The sequence below is a fragment of the Streptomyces sp. NPDC015661 genome, from assembly GCF_043077765.1.
Lineage (GTDB): Bacteria > Actinomycetota > Actinomycetes > Streptomycetales > Streptomycetaceae > Streptomyces.
This window is the reverse complement of record NZ_JBIBST010000009.1, coordinates 86,370-103,006: the sequence shown is the minus strand read 5'-3', so window position 1 is coordinate 103,006 and position 16,637 is coordinate 86,370. Positions and strand designations below refer to the sequence as shown.

At 74.8% G+C, this 16,637-nt stretch carries 16 protein-coding genes; 10 read left to right on the top strand and 6 right to left on the bottom strand.

Annotation, left to right across the window (positions count from 1 at the left end; genetic code table 11):
• The first annotated feature begins 2 nt into the window (after positions 1-2).
• The 3 genes from ACF07V_RS24725 (at position 3) to ACF07V_RS24715 (ending at position 2,596) form a co-directional block, all read left to right on the top strand.
• Positions 3-1,343 carry a DUF3533 domain-containing protein gene (locus ACF07V_RS24725; protein ID WP_392157216.1) on the top strand — a complete coding sequence of 447 codons (1,341 nt, stop codon included), beginning with the start codon at positions 3-5 and terminating at the stop codon, positions 1,341-1,343.
• Positions 1,344-1,368: 25 nt separating this feature from the next.
• Positions 1,369-2,004 (top strand): nucleoside/nucleotide kinase family protein, encoded by a 636-nt coding sequence (locus tag ACF07V_RS24720; protein ID WP_392157215.1) that lies wholly within the window; start codon positions 1,369-1,371, stop codon positions 2,002-2,004.
• A gap of 82 nt (positions 2,005-2,086) precedes the next feature.
• Positions 2,087-2,596 carry a YcxB family protein gene (locus tag ACF07V_RS24715; RefSeq protein WP_392157213.1) on the top strand — a complete coding sequence of 170 codons (510 nt, stop codon included), beginning with the start codon at positions 2,087-2,089 and terminating at the stop codon, positions 2,594-2,596.
• Between the two features lie 124 nt (positions 2,597-2,720).
• Here ACF07V_RS24715 and ACF07V_RS24710 read toward each other — a convergent pair whose 3' ends face one another.
• Complete coding sequence (locus ACF07V_RS24710; RefSeq protein WP_392157211.1) at positions 2,721-3,476, bottom strand: hypothetical protein; 756 nt, start codon at positions 3,474-3,476, stop codon at positions 2,721-2,723.
• 97 nt (positions 3,477-3,573) lie between these two features.
• Here ACF07V_RS24710 and ACF07V_RS24705 point away from each other — a divergent pair, with 97 nt between their 5' ends.
• From ACF07V_RS24705 to ACF07V_RS24690, 4 genes are all read left to right on the top strand, one after another.
• The gene (locus ACF07V_RS24705; RefSeq protein ID WP_392157209.1) at positions 3,574-4,098 is read left to right on the top strand and encodes a tetratricopeptide repeat protein; all 525 of its coding nucleotides are present in this window, start codon (positions 3,574-3,576) and stop codon (positions 4,096-4,098) included.
• A gap of 4 nt (positions 4,099-4,102) precedes the next feature.
• The gene (locus tag ACF07V_RS24700; protein WP_392157207.1) at positions 4,103-5,044 is read left to right on the top strand and encodes a LysR family transcriptional regulator; all 942 of its coding nucleotides are present in this window, start codon (positions 4,103-4,105) and stop codon (positions 5,042-5,044) included.
• Positions 5,045-5,093: 49 nt separating this feature from the next.
• Positions 5,094-6,053 (top strand): hypothetical protein, encoded by a 960-nt coding sequence (locus tag ACF07V_RS24695; protein ID WP_392157205.1) that lies wholly within the window; start codon positions 5,094-5,096, stop codon positions 6,051-6,053.
• Positions 6,054-6,158: 105 nt separating this feature from the next.
• A complete protein-coding gene (locus tag ACF07V_RS24690) occupies positions 6,159-7,301 on the top strand; it encodes a M24 family metallopeptidase (RefSeq protein WP_392157203.1) in 1,143 nt (380 codons plus the stop codon).
• A gap of 7 nt (positions 7,302-7,308) precedes the next feature.
• Here the strand turns inward: ACF07V_RS24690 and ACF07V_RS24685 are convergent, their stop codons facing one another.
• The 3 genes from ACF07V_RS24685 to ACF07V_RS24675 all read right to left on the bottom strand — a co-directional run bounded on the left by ACF07V_RS24685 (position 7,309) and on the right by ACF07V_RS24675 (position 11,172).
• The gene (locus ACF07V_RS24685; RefSeq protein WP_392157201.1) at positions 7,309-8,163 is read right to left on the bottom strand and encodes an alpha/beta fold hydrolase; all 855 of its coding nucleotides are present in this window, start codon (positions 8,161-8,163) and stop codon (positions 7,309-7,311) included.
• 56 nt (positions 8,164-8,219) lie between these two features.
• Positions 8,220-9,971: a malto-oligosyltrehalose trehalohydrolase gene (treZ, locus tag ACF07V_RS24680; RefSeq protein WP_392157629.1), complete on the bottom strand. Its 1,752-nt coding sequence runs from the start codon at positions 9,969-9,971 to the stop codon at positions 8,220-8,222.
• A gap of 214 nt (positions 9,972-10,185) precedes the next feature.
• Complete coding sequence (locus ACF07V_RS24675; RefSeq protein WP_392157199.1) at positions 10,186-11,172, bottom strand: GNAT family N-acetyltransferase; 987 nt, start codon at positions 11,170-11,172, stop codon at positions 10,186-10,188.
• 136 nt (positions 11,173-11,308) lie between these two features.
• On the opposite strand from ACF07V_RS24675, the gene ACF07V_RS24670 reads away from it, so the two are divergent.
• From ACF07V_RS24670 to ACF07V_RS24660, 3 genes are all read left to right on the top strand, one after another.
• The gene (locus ACF07V_RS24670) at positions 11,309-11,857 is read left to right on the top strand and encodes an FHA domain-containing protein (protein WP_369147217.1); all 549 of its coding nucleotides are present in this window, start codon (positions 11,309-11,311) and stop codon (positions 11,855-11,857) included.
• Between the two features lie 135 nt (positions 11,858-11,992).
• Positions 11,993-13,165, top strand: coding sequence for a cytochrome P450 (locus ACF07V_RS24665; protein WP_392157198.1), 1,173 nt, complete (start codon positions 11,993-11,995; stop codon positions 13,163-13,165).
• Between the two features lie 73 nt (positions 13,166-13,238).
• Entirely contained in the window at positions 13,239-13,727 is a 489-nt protein-coding gene (locus ACF07V_RS24660) for a hypothetical protein (protein WP_392157196.1), read from the top strand.
• Here the strand turns inward: ACF07V_RS24660 and ACF07V_RS24655 are convergent.
• Together ACF07V_RS24655 and treY are read right to left on the bottom strand one after the other, a co-directional pair.
• Complete coding sequence (locus ACF07V_RS24655) at positions 13,705-14,265, bottom strand: hypothetical protein (protein WP_392157195.1); 561 nt, start codon at positions 14,263-14,265, stop codon at positions 13,705-13,707. The genes ACF07V_RS24660 and ACF07V_RS24655 overlap by 23 nt on opposite strands.
• A gap of 34 nt (positions 14,266-14,299) precedes the next feature.
• A complete protein-coding gene (treY, locus tag ACF07V_RS24650; RefSeq protein WP_392157194.1) occupies positions 14,300-16,627 on the bottom strand; it encodes a malto-oligosyltrehalose synthase in 2,328 nt (775 codons plus the stop codon).
• Positions 16,628-16,637 lie beyond the last annotated feature (10 nt).

The window sequence follows — 16,637 nt, the reverse complement described above, 5'->3', positions numbered from 1 at the left end:
GCATGTCCGAACCCACCCACCCGCTGCGCGTGAGCGCACGCGGGCTGCTGCGCCGGCGTGGCGTGTGGCTGCCGTCGGCGGTGATCCTCGGCCTGCTGTCGTTCGTCCTGTCCCTGCTCTACCTGGGCGCCAACAACGACCCGGTCGGCTCGACGAAGGACCTGCCCATCGCCCTGGTCAACACGGACCGGGGCACCCAGGTGGCCGGGAAGCGGATCGACCTCGGCGCACGGATCACCACGCAGATCACCGGATCGGCCGACCTCGAGGAGAAGGTCGACTGGAAGCAGGTCGACCGCCGCACCGCCGACGACCTGCTCGCCCGCGGCAAGGTCTTCGGCGCCCTCGTCATCCCCGATGACTTCTCCGCCTCCGTGGCCGCGCTCGCCGGGCCCGCGCAGCGCACGCCGCACCCGCCGACCATGACGGTCCTGACCAACCCCGCCGCCGGAAGCTTCGGCTCCTCCATGGCCACCGAGATCAACCGCAAGGTCGTCGCGACCACCTCCGCGGAGGTCGGCAAGCAGCTGGGGCAGGCGGCCGCACACCGGACGGCGGCGGCCACCGCCGCGCACACCGCCCCCGCGCAGACGCCGGGCGCCGCCGCGCAGCTGATGATCGCCGACCCGGTGCACCTCTCCGTCCAGGAGGGCCACCCCCTCGGGCAGCACAGCGGGCTCGGACTGAGCGCCTTCTTCTACGCGCTCATCCTCGTCCTCGGCGGCATGCTCGGCGCCAACGTCATCCACACGCAGGTCGACACCGCACTCGGCTACATCGCCAGCGACAAGGGTCCGTTCCGCGTCGTCAAGCCCGTCCAGCACGCCACCCGGGTGCACCACTTCCTGGTCTGCTCGGCGCTCATGGTCGCCCTGTCGATGCTGACCTCCGCGCTCGCCATGACCGCGGCCGTCGGCGTCATCGGCATCGACGCCTCCCACCTGCCCCTGCTGTGGCTCTTCGGAACCTGCGCCACGGCCGCGATGGGCATCACCGCGCTCGCCCTGCTCGCCGTCCTCGGCACCCCGGGCCCCCTCGCGTCCATGCTGGTCCTGATCGGTCTGGCCATCCCGTCGGCCGGTGCCACCATCCCGATCCAGGCCCTCCCGGACTTCTACCGCTTCCTGGCCACCTTCGAACCGTTCCGTCAGGTCGTCGACGGCGTCCGGTCCATCCTCTACTTCGGCGCCCGGACCGACGCGGGACTCGGCCGGGCCTGGACCATGGTCGGCATCGGCTTCGCCGTGTCGCTCGCCCTCGGCCTCGTCCTCACGCGGCTGTACGACCGCCGGGGCCTGCACCGCGCGACGCCCCGCCTGGCACAGCCGGTCCCCGTGGGCTGAGCCCCGGCGCGGCGGCGGTGCGACAATGCGCCGCATGGACGCGCAGGAGTTCGACCGGCTCGCCGTACGAGCGCGGGCGCTCGCCGTGCCGGGACGGCGGCGGGTGCTCGGGATCGCCGGGGCGCCCGGGGCCGGCAAGTCCACGCTCGCGGCGCGGCTCGTCGCCCGGCTCGACGGGCTCGCCGCGCTCGTACCGATGGACGGGTTCCATCTGGCGCAGGCCGAGCTGGAGCGGCTCGGGCGGGCCGGCCGGAAGGGCGCGCCGGACACCTTCGACGCCGCCGGGTACACCGCGCTCCTCGCCCGCCTCCGTACCCCCGTCCCCGGCACCACCGTCTACGCCCCCGCCTTCGACCGCTCCCTGGAGGAGCCCGTCGCCGGAGCGATACCCGTCGCGGCCGAGGTCCCGCTCGTCGTGACCGAGGGCAACTACCTCCTGCACGACGAGGGCGCCTGGGCCGGGGTCCTGCCCCTGCTCGACGAGGCCTGGTACCTGGACCTGGACGCCGGCCGCCGCGTCCCCCGGCTCGTCGAGCGGCACGTCCGCTTCGGCAAGGACCGGGCGTACGCCGAGCGCTGGGTGCACGACTCCGACGAGGCGAACGCCCGCCTGGTGGCCCGCGGCCGGGACCGCGCCCACCTGGTCGTGAAGATGAGTTAGCCCGGCCACCTGGTCGTGAAGATGAGTTAGCCCGGCCACCTGGTCGTGAGGACGCGTCAGCCCGGCATTACGATCCCGGTCCATGGACATGGACATGGACACGGACAGGGTCGAGCTCGCCTACACGCCCACCCGGGCCGACATCCTCACCGGCGTCCTCGTGCGCGAGCGCCTCCGCCGACTCCACCTGGTCCGGTGGGGGTTCACCGCGCTCTTCGGGGCCGGCGCCCTGCTGACCCTGGCCTCGCGGCAGCCCTCCCCGGTGTCGTTCGTGCTCGCCGTCCTCTGCGCCGTCCTGATCTGGTCGACGCCCCGCCTCCAGGCCCACCACGTGCTGCGCACGGTCTCCTGGCAGGGCGAGTACCGCGCCTCCGTGAGCGGGACCGGTATCACGGTCGAGACCGCCCACGTGCAGCTCCTCCAGCGCTGGTCGGTCTTCCGCGGCCACCGCGAGACCCGCGACCACCTGGTGCTCCTCAGCCGCGACCCGAACATCCTGCTCGTGGAGGTGCTGCCGCTGCGCGGACTGCGCTCCCCGGAGGAGGCGGAGCGGCTGCGCGCGCTGGTGGGCCGGCGGCTGCCCCCGCTCTGAGCCGGGGCGGCGGACGGGCGCGCTGCCGGCCTGCCCGCATGATCGCGAGGAGCGCCGACCGGGCCGCGTGGGCGCAACGCGCCCGCCCGCCGAGCCGCGACACGACCCCCGCCGCGACCGGCGCCTAGCGCGCCCCCGCCAACACCGGCTCCTGGTGTGCCCCGCGCGCGTGCTCCGTCGCCGCCACCGCCAGCGCCCGGACCAGCGGGTGCGGGCGGGTGCCGTCGCCCGCCAGTTCCGGCTGGAACAGGGTCGCCAGGAAGAAGGGGTGCGAGGGGAGTTCGGCGACGCGGATGCCGCCCTCCTCGTCCGCGCCCGTGAAACGGAGGCCGTGGGCCCGCAGGGTGTCCAGGTGACGGCTGTCGAAGCCGTAGTTGCAGTGGTACCGCTCCGTCGTCCGCTCCGCGCCCAGCGCCTTCTCGGCGAGCGAGCCGGGGGTGACCCGTACGACCCCCTCGTGGCCCACGAGCGAGCAGGCGAGCGGCGCGATCAGCAGGTCGTCCGGGTCCGCCGACGGATCGTTCTCGGCGTGCGCCGCCCGCTCCAGGCCGCAGACGTCCCGCGCGTACTCGATCAGGGCGTGCTGGAAACCGGCGCAGGTGCCGAGGAACGGAATGCCGTCCTCGCGGGCCGTACGGATCGCGGCCAGCGCCCCCGCCTCGCTCGCGTACGGGCTCCCCGGCGTCACCCACACCGCGTCGAAGCCCTTCACCGCGCCCGGGGCCTCCGCGTCGCCCGTCGGGATCCAGTACGCGTCGAGGGCGAGCCCGTCGCGCTCCGCGAGGGCGTCCAGGAGGGCGGGGATGCGGACGTGCGAGCGGACGTGCGGGGAGCGGTCTCCGACCAGGGCGATCCGGGGGGTGTGCGTCTGTGTGTTCATGGCATTCATGCTGGGCGGGCGGCCCCGTTCACGTCCAACGATGATTGCTGCACTCTCCATCACGGATGCTTATCCTCGCCCCGCTAGGGTGGGCCGTATGACGAACGATCACGACTGGGAGTCCCGCGTCACCGCCCTCTGGGAGCGCCTCGACGACCTCGAACCCGCCGACTTCCGCGCCCGCGTCGCCGCCCTCGCCGCCGAGCGGCCCTCCGACGACCCGGCCGCCGTCTTCGAGCAGGGCGCCGCCCACGACTCCACCGGCATGCCGGAGGAGGCCGTCGTCCACTACCAGCGGGCCCTGGAGCTCGGTCTCACCGGGCTGCGCCGCCGCCGGGCCGTCATCCAGCTCGCCAGCAGCCTGCGCAACCTCGGCCGCCCCGACCGCAGCGTCGAACTCCTCACCGCCGAGCGCGCGATCCCCGCCGACCGGCTCGACGCCGACGAGCAGGCCCTCTCCGCCGCCGTCGACGCCTTCCTCGCCCTCGCCCTCGCCGACACCGGCCGCGACCGCGAGGCCGCCTCCCTCGCCCTCGGCGCCCTCGCGCCCCTGCTGCCCCGCTACAACCGCTCCCTCGCGTACTACGCCAAGGACCTGCTGAAGACCCCCTTCGGGTCCTGAGCCGGTGGACCCGCACCTCCTCCGCACGTACGTCACGGTCGCCCGGCTCGCCTCCTTCTCCGAGGCCGCCCGCGACCTCGGCTACACCCAGTCCGCCGTCTCCCAGCACATCGCGGCCCTGGAGAGCGACCTCGGACTGCCCCTGCTGACCCGGCGGCCCGTCGCCCCCACCCCGGCCGGGGAGCGGCTCCTCGAACACGCCGGGGCGCTGCTGCTCCGCCTCGACGCGGCCCGCGCCGACCTCGACCGGTTCGCCGCCGCGCCCCGCGCGACGCTGGACGTCGCCGCCTCCCCGCTCGCCCTCACCGCCCGTACCCTCGCCGCCCTGCCCGCCACCGGCGTCACCCTGCGCGCCCTGCCCCGCGAGCGGGTGCCCGTCGCCGTCGCCACCGGCGAGGCCGACGCAGGGCTCGTCGACGGGATCGCCGCCCCCAGCGACCCGCTGCGGCTCGCGGACGTCGCCCCGCTCGCCGCGACCCGCGTCGCCGAGGAGCCCCTCGCCGTCGTCCTGCCCGCCGGCCATCCGCTCGCCGGCCGTCCCGGGCTCCGCCTCGACGACCTCGTCGACGCCCGCTGGCTGGACGCGCCCGACGCCGGGATCTCCCTGGACCGGCTGCGGGCCGTCCACGGCGGGCCCGGCGGGCGCGGCTTCCGCGACGCCCTGCGCTACGAGGGCACCGACACCCGTACCCTCGCGGCCCTCGCCGCCGCCGGACACGGTCTGGCCCTGCTTCCGCTGCCCGCGGCGCGGGGCGTCCCCGGCGCGGCCGCCGTCCCCCTGGTCGCGCCCCGCCTCGTCCACCGCACCGAACTCCTCCTCCCGGCCGGCACTCCCGTCGGACCGGCCGGCGGCGTCGGCTCGGCCGGCACCGGCGTGGGACCGGCCGGCGCCGGCGGCGAACCGTCCGGCCCGGTGGCCGAGTTCGCCCGACGGCTCAAGGCCTGACATCCGCAGTCGCTACCCTGTGCGCAACGGCGACGGAAGGCGGACGGGTGTGAGGTGGCTGCGACGAGGACCCAGGCGGGACGGCGACGACGCACCGAGGGACCCCGAGTTCGCGTACTTCTCCCAGCGGGAGGCCGCGGTCTTCCGCGGCCGGGTCCGTGAGACCTTCGCCGAACTCGGCCTCGAGGTCACCGTCTACGCCGACCACGTCGTCGACGACAAGGGCCGCCGCTACGGCCTCGGCAACCTCGCCGCCGTCTGCCACCAGGACCGGCGCGGCCCCCGCGTCTGGCCCGGCATGATCCACCGTCACATCGGCCTCGTCGTCCGCGCCATGGAGGGCCCCTCCGCGCTCGACACCCTGCCGCCCGAGCAGATCCGCGCCCAGCTCTACCCCCGGGTCGTCAGCGGCGACGGCATCGACGCCGGCGCCTTCGGCTACGCCAGGACCATCGCCCCGGGGCTCTACGAGGTCCTCGCCCTCGACCTGCCGGAGAGCGTCATGATGCTCACCGACGAGGCCCTCGAACGGCTCGGCGACCACGCGCAGCTCCGCGACCGCGCCCTGCGCAATCTGCGCGGGCTGCCCGTCGAGGAGCACGAGACGGTCCGCGACGCCGACGGCATGTGCTTCGAGATCATCCTCGGCGACTCCTTCTACACCGCCAGCCGCGTCCTCGACCTCGACGGCGTCGTCCGACGCGTCACCGGCCTCCCGCTCGGCGAGCACGGCGCCCTCGTCGCCCTGCCCTTCCGGCACCAGCTCGCCTTCCACCCCATCCGCGACACCTCGATCATCCCGGCCCTCGGCGCGATGGCCTCCTTCGCCGCCGCCGGGTACGAGGACGTGCCGGGCGCCATCAGCCCGTACGTCTTCTGGTGGCGCGACGGCACCCTCACACAGCTCAGCGAGCACGACGAGGAGCGGGGCGACCTGCGGATCGTCGTCGGCGACGACTTCCACGAGCTCCTGGAACGGCTCATCGCCCAGGGCCCCGACCGCCGCTGATCCGGTCACGCCCGTCCGGTATCCGGTCGCGCCCCGCGCATCGGCCCGGCAGGATGCTGTACGTCGTACCGGACGAGGCCGTCGAGGAATCGAGGAGAAGCCACCATGCCGAGCACGGACGCCCCCGAACAGGTCGTGCCCTTCACCGCGGACGACTACCGGGCCCGGATGGCCCGCGCCGCCGAGTCCGCCGCCGCCGCGGGACTCGCGGGCGTGCTCGTCGCCCCCGGCCCCGACCTCGTCTACCTCACCGGCTACCAGCCGACCGCGATCACCGAGCGGCTCACCGTCCTCGTCCTCGCCGCCGGCCGGGAACCGGTCCTCGTCGTCCCGACCCTGGAGGCCCCCGACGCCGAGAAGGCCACCGGAGCCGCCGCGCTCACCCTGCGCGACTGGACCGACGGCAAGGACCCGTACGCGGTCACCGCCCCGCTCCTCGACGTCGACGGCCGCTTCGGCGTCAGCGACAACGCCTGGGCCATGCACCTCCTCGGCCTCCAGCAGGCGCTGCCCGGCACCTCGTACGTCTCCCTCACCGAGGCCCTGCCGATGCTCCGGGGCGTCAAGGACGCCCACGAACTGGCCCGGATCGCGGCCGCCGGAGCCGCCGCCGACCAGGCGTACGGCGAGATCCTCAAGGTCCGCTTCGCCGGCCGCAAGGAGACCGACGTCGCCGCCGACCTCGCCCGGCTCCTCATGGAGTTCGGCCACTCCCAGGTCGACTTCACCGTCGTCGGCTCCGGCCCCAACGGAGCCAACCCGCACCACGAGGCCGGCGACCGGGTCATCGAGCGCGGCGACATGGTCGTCCTCGACTTCGGCGGCCTCAAGCACGGCTACGGCTCCGACACCACCCGCACCGTCCACGTCGGCGAGCCCACCGACGAGGAGCGCCGCGTCCACGACCTCGTCCGCGAGGCCCAGCAGGCCGGCTTCGAGGCGGTGCGCCCCGGCGTCGCCTGCCAGGAGGTCGACCGGGCGGCCCGCAAGGTCATCAAGGACGCCGGGTACGGCGAGTACTTCATCCACCGCACCGGCCACGGCATCGGCGTCACCACCCACGAACCGCCGTACATGATCGAGGGCGAGGAGCTCCCGATCGTCCCCGGCATGTGCTTCTCCATCGAACCCGGCGTCTACCTCCCGGGCCGCTTCGGCGTCCGCATCGAGGACATCGTCACGGCGACCGAGGACGGCGGGGGCCGCCGCTTCAACAACACCCCGCACGAGATGGCCGTCGTCGAGTAGACCGCGCCTAAAGGGTGGGGGAGACCAGGGCGGCGACCCGCTCCGGGAACTCCTCCACCACCAGGTGCCCCGCGTCCGCTACGACTCCGAGCTCCACGCCGCCCAGACGGGCGCGGACCGCCGGCCGCAGCCGCTCCGGCGGCAGGAACACGTCGTGCTCCCCGGTCACGGCCGCCACCGGCACCTTCCGGGCGCCCCGCCCGGCGAGCCCGGGCGCCCCGCTGGACCGGGCGTGCCGGGCGACGAGCGTCATCCACTCCACCAGCTCGGCCCGGGGCTCGCGCCCGGGCGCGAGCATCGCGCGCAGCAGCCGGGCGCTGCGCGCGGGCGTGGGCCGCAGGAACCAGGCGGCCGAGGCGGCGAGCAGCGCGGGCGGAAGACGCAGTGAGGACAGGCCGCCGGGGGAGACCAGGACCAGGCGTTCGACCGGCGCGGAGGAGGCGGACAGGGCGATCGCCGCGCCGAACGAGTGCCCGAGGACCGTGACGGGCCGTCCGCCGCAGGTCTCCGTCACGGCCTCGGCCAGCCAGGTCCCGTACCAGCTCAACTTTCCCTTGGCGAGGCCGCGTTCGCCGGAGCTCAGCCCCGGCTGGCCGGGCACGTCGAGCAGGACGACCCGGTGGCCGGCCGCGAGCAGGGCGTCGGCCAGCGGCAGGGACGCGGCGGCGTTGAAGTTGGTGCCGGGGACGAGCACGACCGTCGTCCCCGCCGGCCCGGGGGAGCCCGCCGTCACCGCGTGCGTGGCCGCGCCCGCCGCGCTGAAGACGTCCCGCTCGTGCGGCACGGACCACGCGTCGAGGCGGTCGAGGCACCAGGCCCCTATCTGCTCCCGGCCGGCCTCGGTGCGGTAGATGGAGGTCATCCGGAGAGCGTATCCACCCGGCGGCGCCCGGCGGTGCCGGAAGCCCGTGAGGGCGGTCAGCCGTCCGTGAGGACGATCGCCGACTCGCCGGGGAGGGCGAGGACGCCGTCCGTCGTCGGGGCCTCCACCGGGTCCCAGGCGGCCAGGACCCGGTCGCGGCCGTTGGAGCCGAGCGGGATCATCGCCGGTTCCTTGCCCAGGTTGACGGCCACCCGCAGCACCCCACGCCGGAAGACGAGCCAGCGGGCCTCCTCGTCGAAGGCCACCTTCACGCCCGCCAGGTCCGGGTCCGTCAGGTCCGGCAGGGTGCGGCGCAGCGCGATGAGCTGGCGGTGCCAGGTGAGGAGCCGCTTGTGCGGGTCCCGCTCGCGTTCGGTCCGGTCCAGGACCGAACGGTCCCTGGTGGCCGGCTCCTGCGGGTCGGGGACCTCGTCCTCGGACCAGCCGTGCGCCGCGAACTCCCGCTTCCGGCCCCGCCGTACGGCCTCCGCCAGCTCCGGGTCGGTGTGGTCGGTGAAGTACATCCAGGGCGTGCTCGCCCCCCACTCCTCGCCCATGAACAGCATCGGCACCGAGGGGCCGGTGAGGACGAGCGTCGCCGCGCAGGCGAGCAGACCCGGGGAGAGGGAGGCCGAGAGGCGGTCGCCGAGGGCCCGGTTGCCGATCTGGTCGTGCGTCTGGGCGTACCCCAGGAAGCGGTGGGCGGGGGTGCGCTCGCGGTCCACCGGCCGGCCGTGGTGACGGCCCCGGAACGTGGAGTACGTGCCGTCGTGGAAGAACACGCGGGTGAGCGTCTTCGCGAGCGCCGCCATCGGGGCGCGCGCGAAGTCCCCGTAGTAGCCCTGGGACTCGCCGGTCAGGGCGGTGTGCAGGGCGTGGTGGAAGTCGTCGTTCCACTGGGCGTGGACGCCGAGCCCGCCCAGCGTGCGGGGGGTCGTGGTGCGCGGGTCGGCGATGTCGGACTCGGCGATCAGGAAGTGCTGCCGGCCCTGCTCCTTGGCCAACTCGTCCACGGCGGACGACAGTTCCTCCAGGAAGGTCAGGGCCCGCGTGTCGGCGAGGGCGTGCACCGCGTCGAGCCGCAGCCCGTCGATCCGGTAGTCCCGCAGCCAGGCGAGCGCGCTCCCCAGGAAGTACGCCCGCACCTCGTCCGAACCCGGCGCGTCCAGGTTCACCGCCGCGCCCCACGGCGTGTGGTGGGTGTCCGTGAAGTACGGCCCGAAGGACGGGAGATGATTGCCGGACGGGCCCAGGTGGTTGTGCACCACGTCGAGGACCACGCCCATGCCGAGCCCGTGCGCCGCGTCCGTGAACCGCTTCAGCGCCTCGGGCCCGCCGTACGGCTCGTGCACCGCCCACGGCGCCACCCCGTCGTACCCCCACCCCCGCACCCCGGGGAACGGGCACAGCGGCATCAGCTCCACGTGGGTGATGCCGAGGCCCGCGAGTTCCCCGAGCCGCGCGGCCGCCGCGTCGAGCGTGCCCTCCGGCGTGAAGGTGCCGATGTGCAGCTCGTACAGGACGGCGCCGCGCAGCCGCAGGCGCGGGGAGTCGTGGCGCCAGGCGTACGCCGAGTGGTCGACGACCGCGCTCAGCCCGTCGGGCCCGTCGGGCAGCCGGCGCGAGCGGGGGTCGGGCAGCACGGGACCGCCGTCGAGCGAGAAGCCGTACCGGTCGCCGTCCCCGGCGGGCACGACCCCCGACCACCAGCCGTCCCGCTCCACGTCCCGGTCCAGGGGATGGGCGGAGCCGTTCAGCTCCAGCGTCACCCGGTCACGGGCGCTCGGCGCCCACACCTCGAAGAGCACGGGAATCCCCTCGTCGACGGTCACTCCGGCACGGCCAGGGCCTGTCTTCCGGATCAGGCCGGGCTCGCGGGGCCTGACACGCACGCTCGCCGCGTTGTCGTCAGTCGCCAACGCTCCGCGTTGACTCCCTCCTCCGCCTTGCGATCGCACGCACCAGGCCCCGCTCCCTGATCCGGCCTGATCCGAAAGACAGGCCCTGCGACCATCCTGGCAGTCAGGACCCCGACTCGCCCGGCGCGTCCCACACGTAGTTGATCGCGTGCTCGAACGCCTCGTAGCCCGCACGGGCGAAGGACGCCGCCATCGGCACGTTCCCCAGGTCCGTCGCCGCCCGGATCCTGGGCACGTCGGTGGCGGCCAGGATCCGGGTCCCCTCCGCCAGGATGTCGTCGATGTACCCGTGCCCGCGGTGGGCGGGCAGCACACCGATGTACGCGATGGTGTGGTGGTAGTTGTTCCGCGCGGGGACGACGAAGCCGACCGGCTCGCCGGTCTCCGGCAGCTGGGCGATCCGCCACCACGCGCGCGGCGAGGAGTACTTCCCGAGCTCCTCGTCGTAGTGCAGCTCCGCCGCCTCCCGCGCCGAAAGGCCGGAGGCCAGATCGGCCCGGCCGTGCGCGTCGAGCGTGCCCTCCATGACCGGCGTCATCAGGGCGAGGAGGTCCTCGCGGTCCCGCACGGGACGGAACGCGAGACGGTCCTTCGGCTCCGGTACGGGCGTGCCGGGCCGCCACTCCAGACGCAGCCGCTCGACCAGCGGACGGGCGCCCGTCCGCTCCAGGACGGAGAACAGGGACTCCAGGACGGAGCGGGTCTCCGGGACCTCGCGCCAGTCCGCCGGTATGAACCGCCCGAACTCGGGGCGCGGCGCGCCCGCCGGGATCACCGCGGCCGTCGCCGTCGTCAGGAGCCGCAGACCGACCTCGGCGCGCTCCTCCGCGTCCAGCTCGGGGGCCAGGTCGAAGAAGTCGAGCGCCTGCGGTGCCTCGCCCGCCGCGTGGGTCCACCAGGCGAGCCGGCCGAGGAGCCGGTCGCCGTCGAGCGCCACCCACATCCACTCGGGGCGGCGGCGGCCGGTGGCGAGGTCGTCGGCCAGCTCGTGGTCGAGCTGGTAGGCGAGGCGGAGGAACAGGTCGAGTTCCCCGGGCCCGGCGAGCGGGCGGACGGAGAGGTCGTGCGTGTGCGAAGAAGACGTGGTCACGTCGTGTTTCCCCCTGGGGACGTCCGGTGTGGAGACGGCAGACCGTAACAGCGATCCCGCCGCGGCCGGTACGGAGTTTCCCCAGGCCCGGGGCCCTTCTGGACACGTCGGGGCCGACGGACCGACAATCTCGGGTGTGACGACCCCTTTCGAGCTTCCGGCGAACTCCCCTCGGCTGACCGACGCCGAACGGGACCGCGCGCTGGTGCTGCTCCGTGAGGGCGCCGCCCAGGGCCGCCTCTCGCACGACACCTTCCTCTTCCGGATGGAGCGGGCGCTCCAGGCCCGCCGGCCCGACGAACTCGCCCTGCTCACGGCCGACCTGCGGACCGAGGGCACCTGGACCCGGCGGGTGGTCGGCGCGGTCGAGCGGATGTCCGCGTTCACCGCGCGCATCGGGCGTGCCTGGAGCGCGGAGCGGCTGCCGAAGCTGCTCCTGCCGCACCCCGGCCCGCACCCGCTGCGGATCGGGCGCGACCCGGTCAACGGGCTGCGGCTCAGCCACGAGACGGCCTCCCGTCTGCACGCCGAGCTCTCGCTCCAGGGCGGGCTGTGGGTGCTCCGCGACCTCGGCTCGACGAACGGCACCACCGTCAACGGGCGGCGGGTCACCGGCGCCGTGGTGGTGCGGGCCGGGGACGTGGTCGGCTTCGGCCAGATGTCGTTCCGGCTGTCGGTCGACTGAGCGGCACCCCACCCGGGCGCCTTCACCCGTTCGGCGGTACGCGGCGGGCGGTGGGGCCCGTGCGGTGATGGGCTGGGCAGACGCGGGCCGTGATCTCCGGCCGCGGCACCCACCGCCGATCGACAGGGGGGCGAGATGAGCGACGCGCCGAACCGCGAGCCGAACCGGGGCATGGGGAGCGAGCGGCCCGAGGAGCCGGGCGAGCGGCCGGAGGACCCGTGGACCCGCCTGCCGTCGATGGCCCCGGCCACACCGTCGGCACCCTCGGGCGCGAACCGCGCGACGACGGGGCCCGGCGCCGGCGCCCCGGACCGTACAGCCCTCCCCGGTCACGTACGCACCCTCGTCGACCCTGCCGCCACCGGGCCCGTCCCGCCCGGTGGACGGACCGTCGCGCCGAGCCCCCTCGACCCCGGTGCCTCGTGGGACCCGCACGGGATCCACCGGACCCTGCGCGAGGAGTTCCCGCTCACGTACGACCCCTTGCTGCGGGCCTGGGTCCTCAGCCGGTACGCGGACGTGGCCGCCGCCCTCACCGACGCGCGCTTCACGCACGGGCACCGGCCCGGTGACCCGCCGTGCGCGCGGGCCCACGTCGACGTCGACGTCGAGGCCCTGCGCGCGGTCACCGAACGCACCGCCTACGTCCTGGCCCGCCGGATCGCCGAACGGCCCCGGGCCGACCTGGTCGCCGACTTCTGCCACTGGCTGCCCGCCGGTACCGTCGCCGCGGCCGTCGGCGTGCCCTACCGGGACATGATGCGGCTCGTCCGCGGTCGCGCGGCCGGCGCGCTGGCGGGGGAGTGCGGCGGTCAGATCGCCGTACGGGAGAAGGCGCTCGCCTCCTTCCTCGGCAACGTCCTCGCCGACCCCGACCAGGTCGCCGCCCTCCGTGACGCGCCCGCCGGTCTCGTCGCCCGCGCCTGGGCGGAGTCGCTGCGCCGGGACCCGCCCGTGCAGATCGCCGTGCGCCGTACGAGCGCCGAGGTGCCGGTGAGCGGCGGCGTCGTCCCGGCGGGTGCGTCCGTCGCGCTGCTCGTCGGCTCGGCGGGCCGCGACCCCGATCGCTTCCGCGAACCCGACCGCTTCGACCCCTTCCGGGACGACCCGGGCCAGCTCACCTACGGGTCGGGGTTCTGCCCGGCGGTCCTGCTCGCCGGATTCGAGGCGGAGTACGCACTGCGTGCTCTCTTCACGGCCATGCCCCACCTGCGTCTCGTCGACGGATTCCGCCCCGTGCCGACGGGACTCATCACGCGGGCTCCCCGGAGTCTCATCGTCCGGCCGGGCGGCCGAGCGGCCCCGTAACCGCTGTTAGGGTGACGTGCGCTCGTCAACGGGCGCTCGTTCCACCACTTTCCACGGGGATTCACATATGAAAATGCGTCATGTCCGTGCCATTGCCGTCTTCGGCATCGCGGTCGTCGCCCTCACCGGCGCCCGCGGCTCGCACGGCGGCAGCTGCGGCGGCAGCTCCGGCAGCAGCCACAGCAGCGGCAGCAGCAGCCACAACGACAACGACAGCACCTCGAGCAGCAGCTCCAGCGGCTCCGTCTCCGGCAGCTCGGGCAGCTCCGGCAAGGCCATTCGCGACGTCACCATCGACGAGTGCAAGTACGACCCGGCGACCAAGAACCTGGTCGCCCGGGTCACCGTGAAGAACGACGGCGTGCTCGACTACGACTACGACCTCACGATGAAGTTCAATGGCGAGGCGGGCGGCAGCGCCGTCCCCGCCACCGCCAGGGTGACGGCCGTCGCGGTCGCGGCGGGCGCCTCCAAGAGCGTCGAGCTGTCCACCCAGTACCCCGGAACCGGCGACGGCTCCGAGTACACCGAGTGCGTGGTCACGAAGGCATCCCGCTCCTGACCTCGGACTCCGCGGCGGCCGGGTCCGTTCGGCCCGGCCGCAGCACCGAGGCGAGCAGCAGGGCCCCGGGCAGGATCCCGGCGACGGTCCGGATCGCGGTGACCGGGGCGTCGAAGGCCGCCAGGGCCAGGCCCGCCGCGCCGCACACCGCGATCCCCGCTCCCAGCGCGTGGAGCGCGGGCCTGCGCCAGGCGACCGCCAGGCCGGAGAAGTGCACGCCCACGACGAAGGCGATCCAGCCCACGGAGGCACCCGGGGTGTGCAGCACACGGGCGATCACGAAGAGCCCGGCCGCGAGCCCCGCCACCTCGGCCGCCACCACGTACCAGTAGCGCCGGCCGAACCGGGGGCTTGAGGCGGTCTCCGCCTGCGGAGCCGCCTGGCCGCGCCGCCCGAAGACGGCCACCCGGAGGAAACCGGCGAGGGCCAGCAGCCGCAGCGGCAGGGCGACCGCCGTCGGCAGGGCTCCCGCGTTGGCCTCGACGAACACGAGTCCGAACGCGGCGCCGATGATCCGCCCGGTCTGATCTTTTGTCATGATCATCAGCTTGTCATGGTCGTGGCACGCTCCTTCACTCCACCCGGGTCAGAAGCGCCACCGGCCGCTCCGCGAACAGCTCCGCCAGCTTGACCTCCGTCGCCGGTCCTCCCGTGAACTCCCGTACGCCGTCCAGCGCGTCGGCCCAGCGCCCCTCGGGCAGCACCAGCTCGGTGTCCTGCCAGCCGCCCGCCTGCGCGAGCCGCAGGGAGAGCCGGGTCACGGCCGTGATCGCCCGGCCGGAGCGGGCGAACGCCAGGCAGTGCGCGGCGGTCGGGCCCTCCGCCGCCAGCGGGACGTACGTGCCGCCGGGCCCGAAGGCCTCCGGGTGCGCGCGCCGCAGCCGCAGCGCCGCCCGGACCAGAGCCGTACGGTCGTCGTCCTCGCCGACCGCGAACGGCGCCCTGTTGTCCGGGTCGACGAGCGCCCGGTACTCCCGCTCCGTGTTCTGGTACAGCTCCGGAACCCCCGGCATCGTCAGCTGTGCGAGCACGGCGCCCAGTGCGTGCGCCCGGATGTGCGGCTCCAGGGCGAAGGCCGCCTCCGACGCCGCCCGGAGCGGGATCCGGCCGGGCCCGGCCGCCGCGAACTCGGCCACCGCCCGCTCGTACTCCGCGTCCGGCTCGGTCCAGCTGGTCCGCAGCCCCGCCTCCCGTACGGACTTGAGGATCGCCGGACCCAGCCGGTCCGCGTCCGGGGCGCCGAAGCCGAAGGCCGTCTGCCAGGCCGTCCACGCCACGTGCGCGTCGGGCGCGGGCACCCCGGCGACTTCCGCGAGGAGCTCCGCCCACACCTCCGGGCACTGCGAGAGCACCGCGATCCCGGCCCGGACGTCCGCGCTGCGCTTGGTGTCGTGCGTGGAGAGCACGGTGCCGGTGCCCGGCCAGTCCCGGGCGATCCGCAGGCAGTACGCGTGGAACTCCTCCACCGGCACCGCGGGACGCCCCGCGTCGCCGCCGACCTCGTTCGCCGAGAGCAGCGGCGTGTACCGGTAGAAGGCGGTGTCCTCCACGGACTTGGCCCGCAGCGCGGAGGAGGTCTGCGCGAACCGGGCGCGGAACGCCCGGTGTTCTGGCCCGTCACCGAGCGCGCCGAGCGCCAGGTCCCGTACGAGGTCGACCGCCTTCGCCTCCTCCGGCACCGCGAAGGCGGCCTTCGCGCCGCGCGCCGCCTCCGGGGTCAGCACCTCCTCGCCGCCGGTCCGGTAGGGGCGGTAGACGGGGACGCGGACCAGGAGTTCGCGGACCGCGGTGCGCAGCGCCCAGGGGGCGTGGTCCCGGAGCGCGGGGTCGGCGGCGCAGATCCGGCCGGCGATCCGGGTCAGCGCGGCCGTCTCGGACGCCAGGTCATGGGTGACCACCTCGTACCCGGCGCGGCGCTCGGTCGCCTCCCAGCGGCCCCCGCGGTCCCCGGCCTTTCCCACGAACTCCCGGTAGACGTCGGCGAGTTCGTCGGCGCCCACCGGGTCGGTGAAGACACCGTCGAGCCGCCGCAGCGCGTCGTACCCGGTGGTGCCCGCGACCGGCCAGGCGGCCGGCAGCGTCTCCTGCCCGGTGAGGATCTTCTCGACGACCGTCCAGCAGCGCCCGCCGGTCGCCTCCGCCAGATCCTCCAGATAGCCCTGGGGGTCGGCGAGTCCGTCCGGGTGGTCGATGCGCAGCCCCTCGATCACCCCGTCCGCGACCAGCTCCACGATCTTCGCGTGGCTCGCCGCGAACACCCCGGGGTCCTCCACCCGCACCCCGATGAGTTCCGAGACGGTGAAGAAGCGGCGGTAGCCGAGCTCGGTGCGGGCCAGCCGCCACCAGCCGAGCCGGTACCACTGGGCGTCGAGCAGCTCGTCCAGCGGCATCCCCTCGGTGCCCGGACGGAGCGGGAACTCCTGGCCGTCCAGGTGCAGGGAGCCGTCCGAGACCCGGAACCGGTCCCGCACCTCCGGGAGTCGCGCGGGCAGCACCGGCAGCAGCATCCGGCCGTCCCCGGCCCGCCAGTCGATGTCGAACCAGCGGGCGTACGGCGAGTCCGGGCCCTCGCGGAGCACGGCGCGCAGCGCGTGGTTGTGGCGCGGGGAGACCGCCATGTGGTTGGGCACCAGGTCCACGACGAGCCCGAGGCCGTGCGCCCGCGCGGTCGCCGCCAGGGCCCGCAGCCCCTCCTCGCCGCCCAGTTCGGCGCGTACGGACCGGTGGTCGGTGACGTCGTAGCCGTGGGTCGAGCCGGGCACCGCCTCCAGGACCGGGGAGAGGTGGAGGTGCGAGACCCCGAGGCCGGCCAGGTACGGCACGGCGCGCTCGGCGGCCGCGAACGGGAACTCCGGCTGGAGCTGCAGCCGGTAGGTCGAGGTGGGTGGATTGGGCGTCATGCGAACGTAC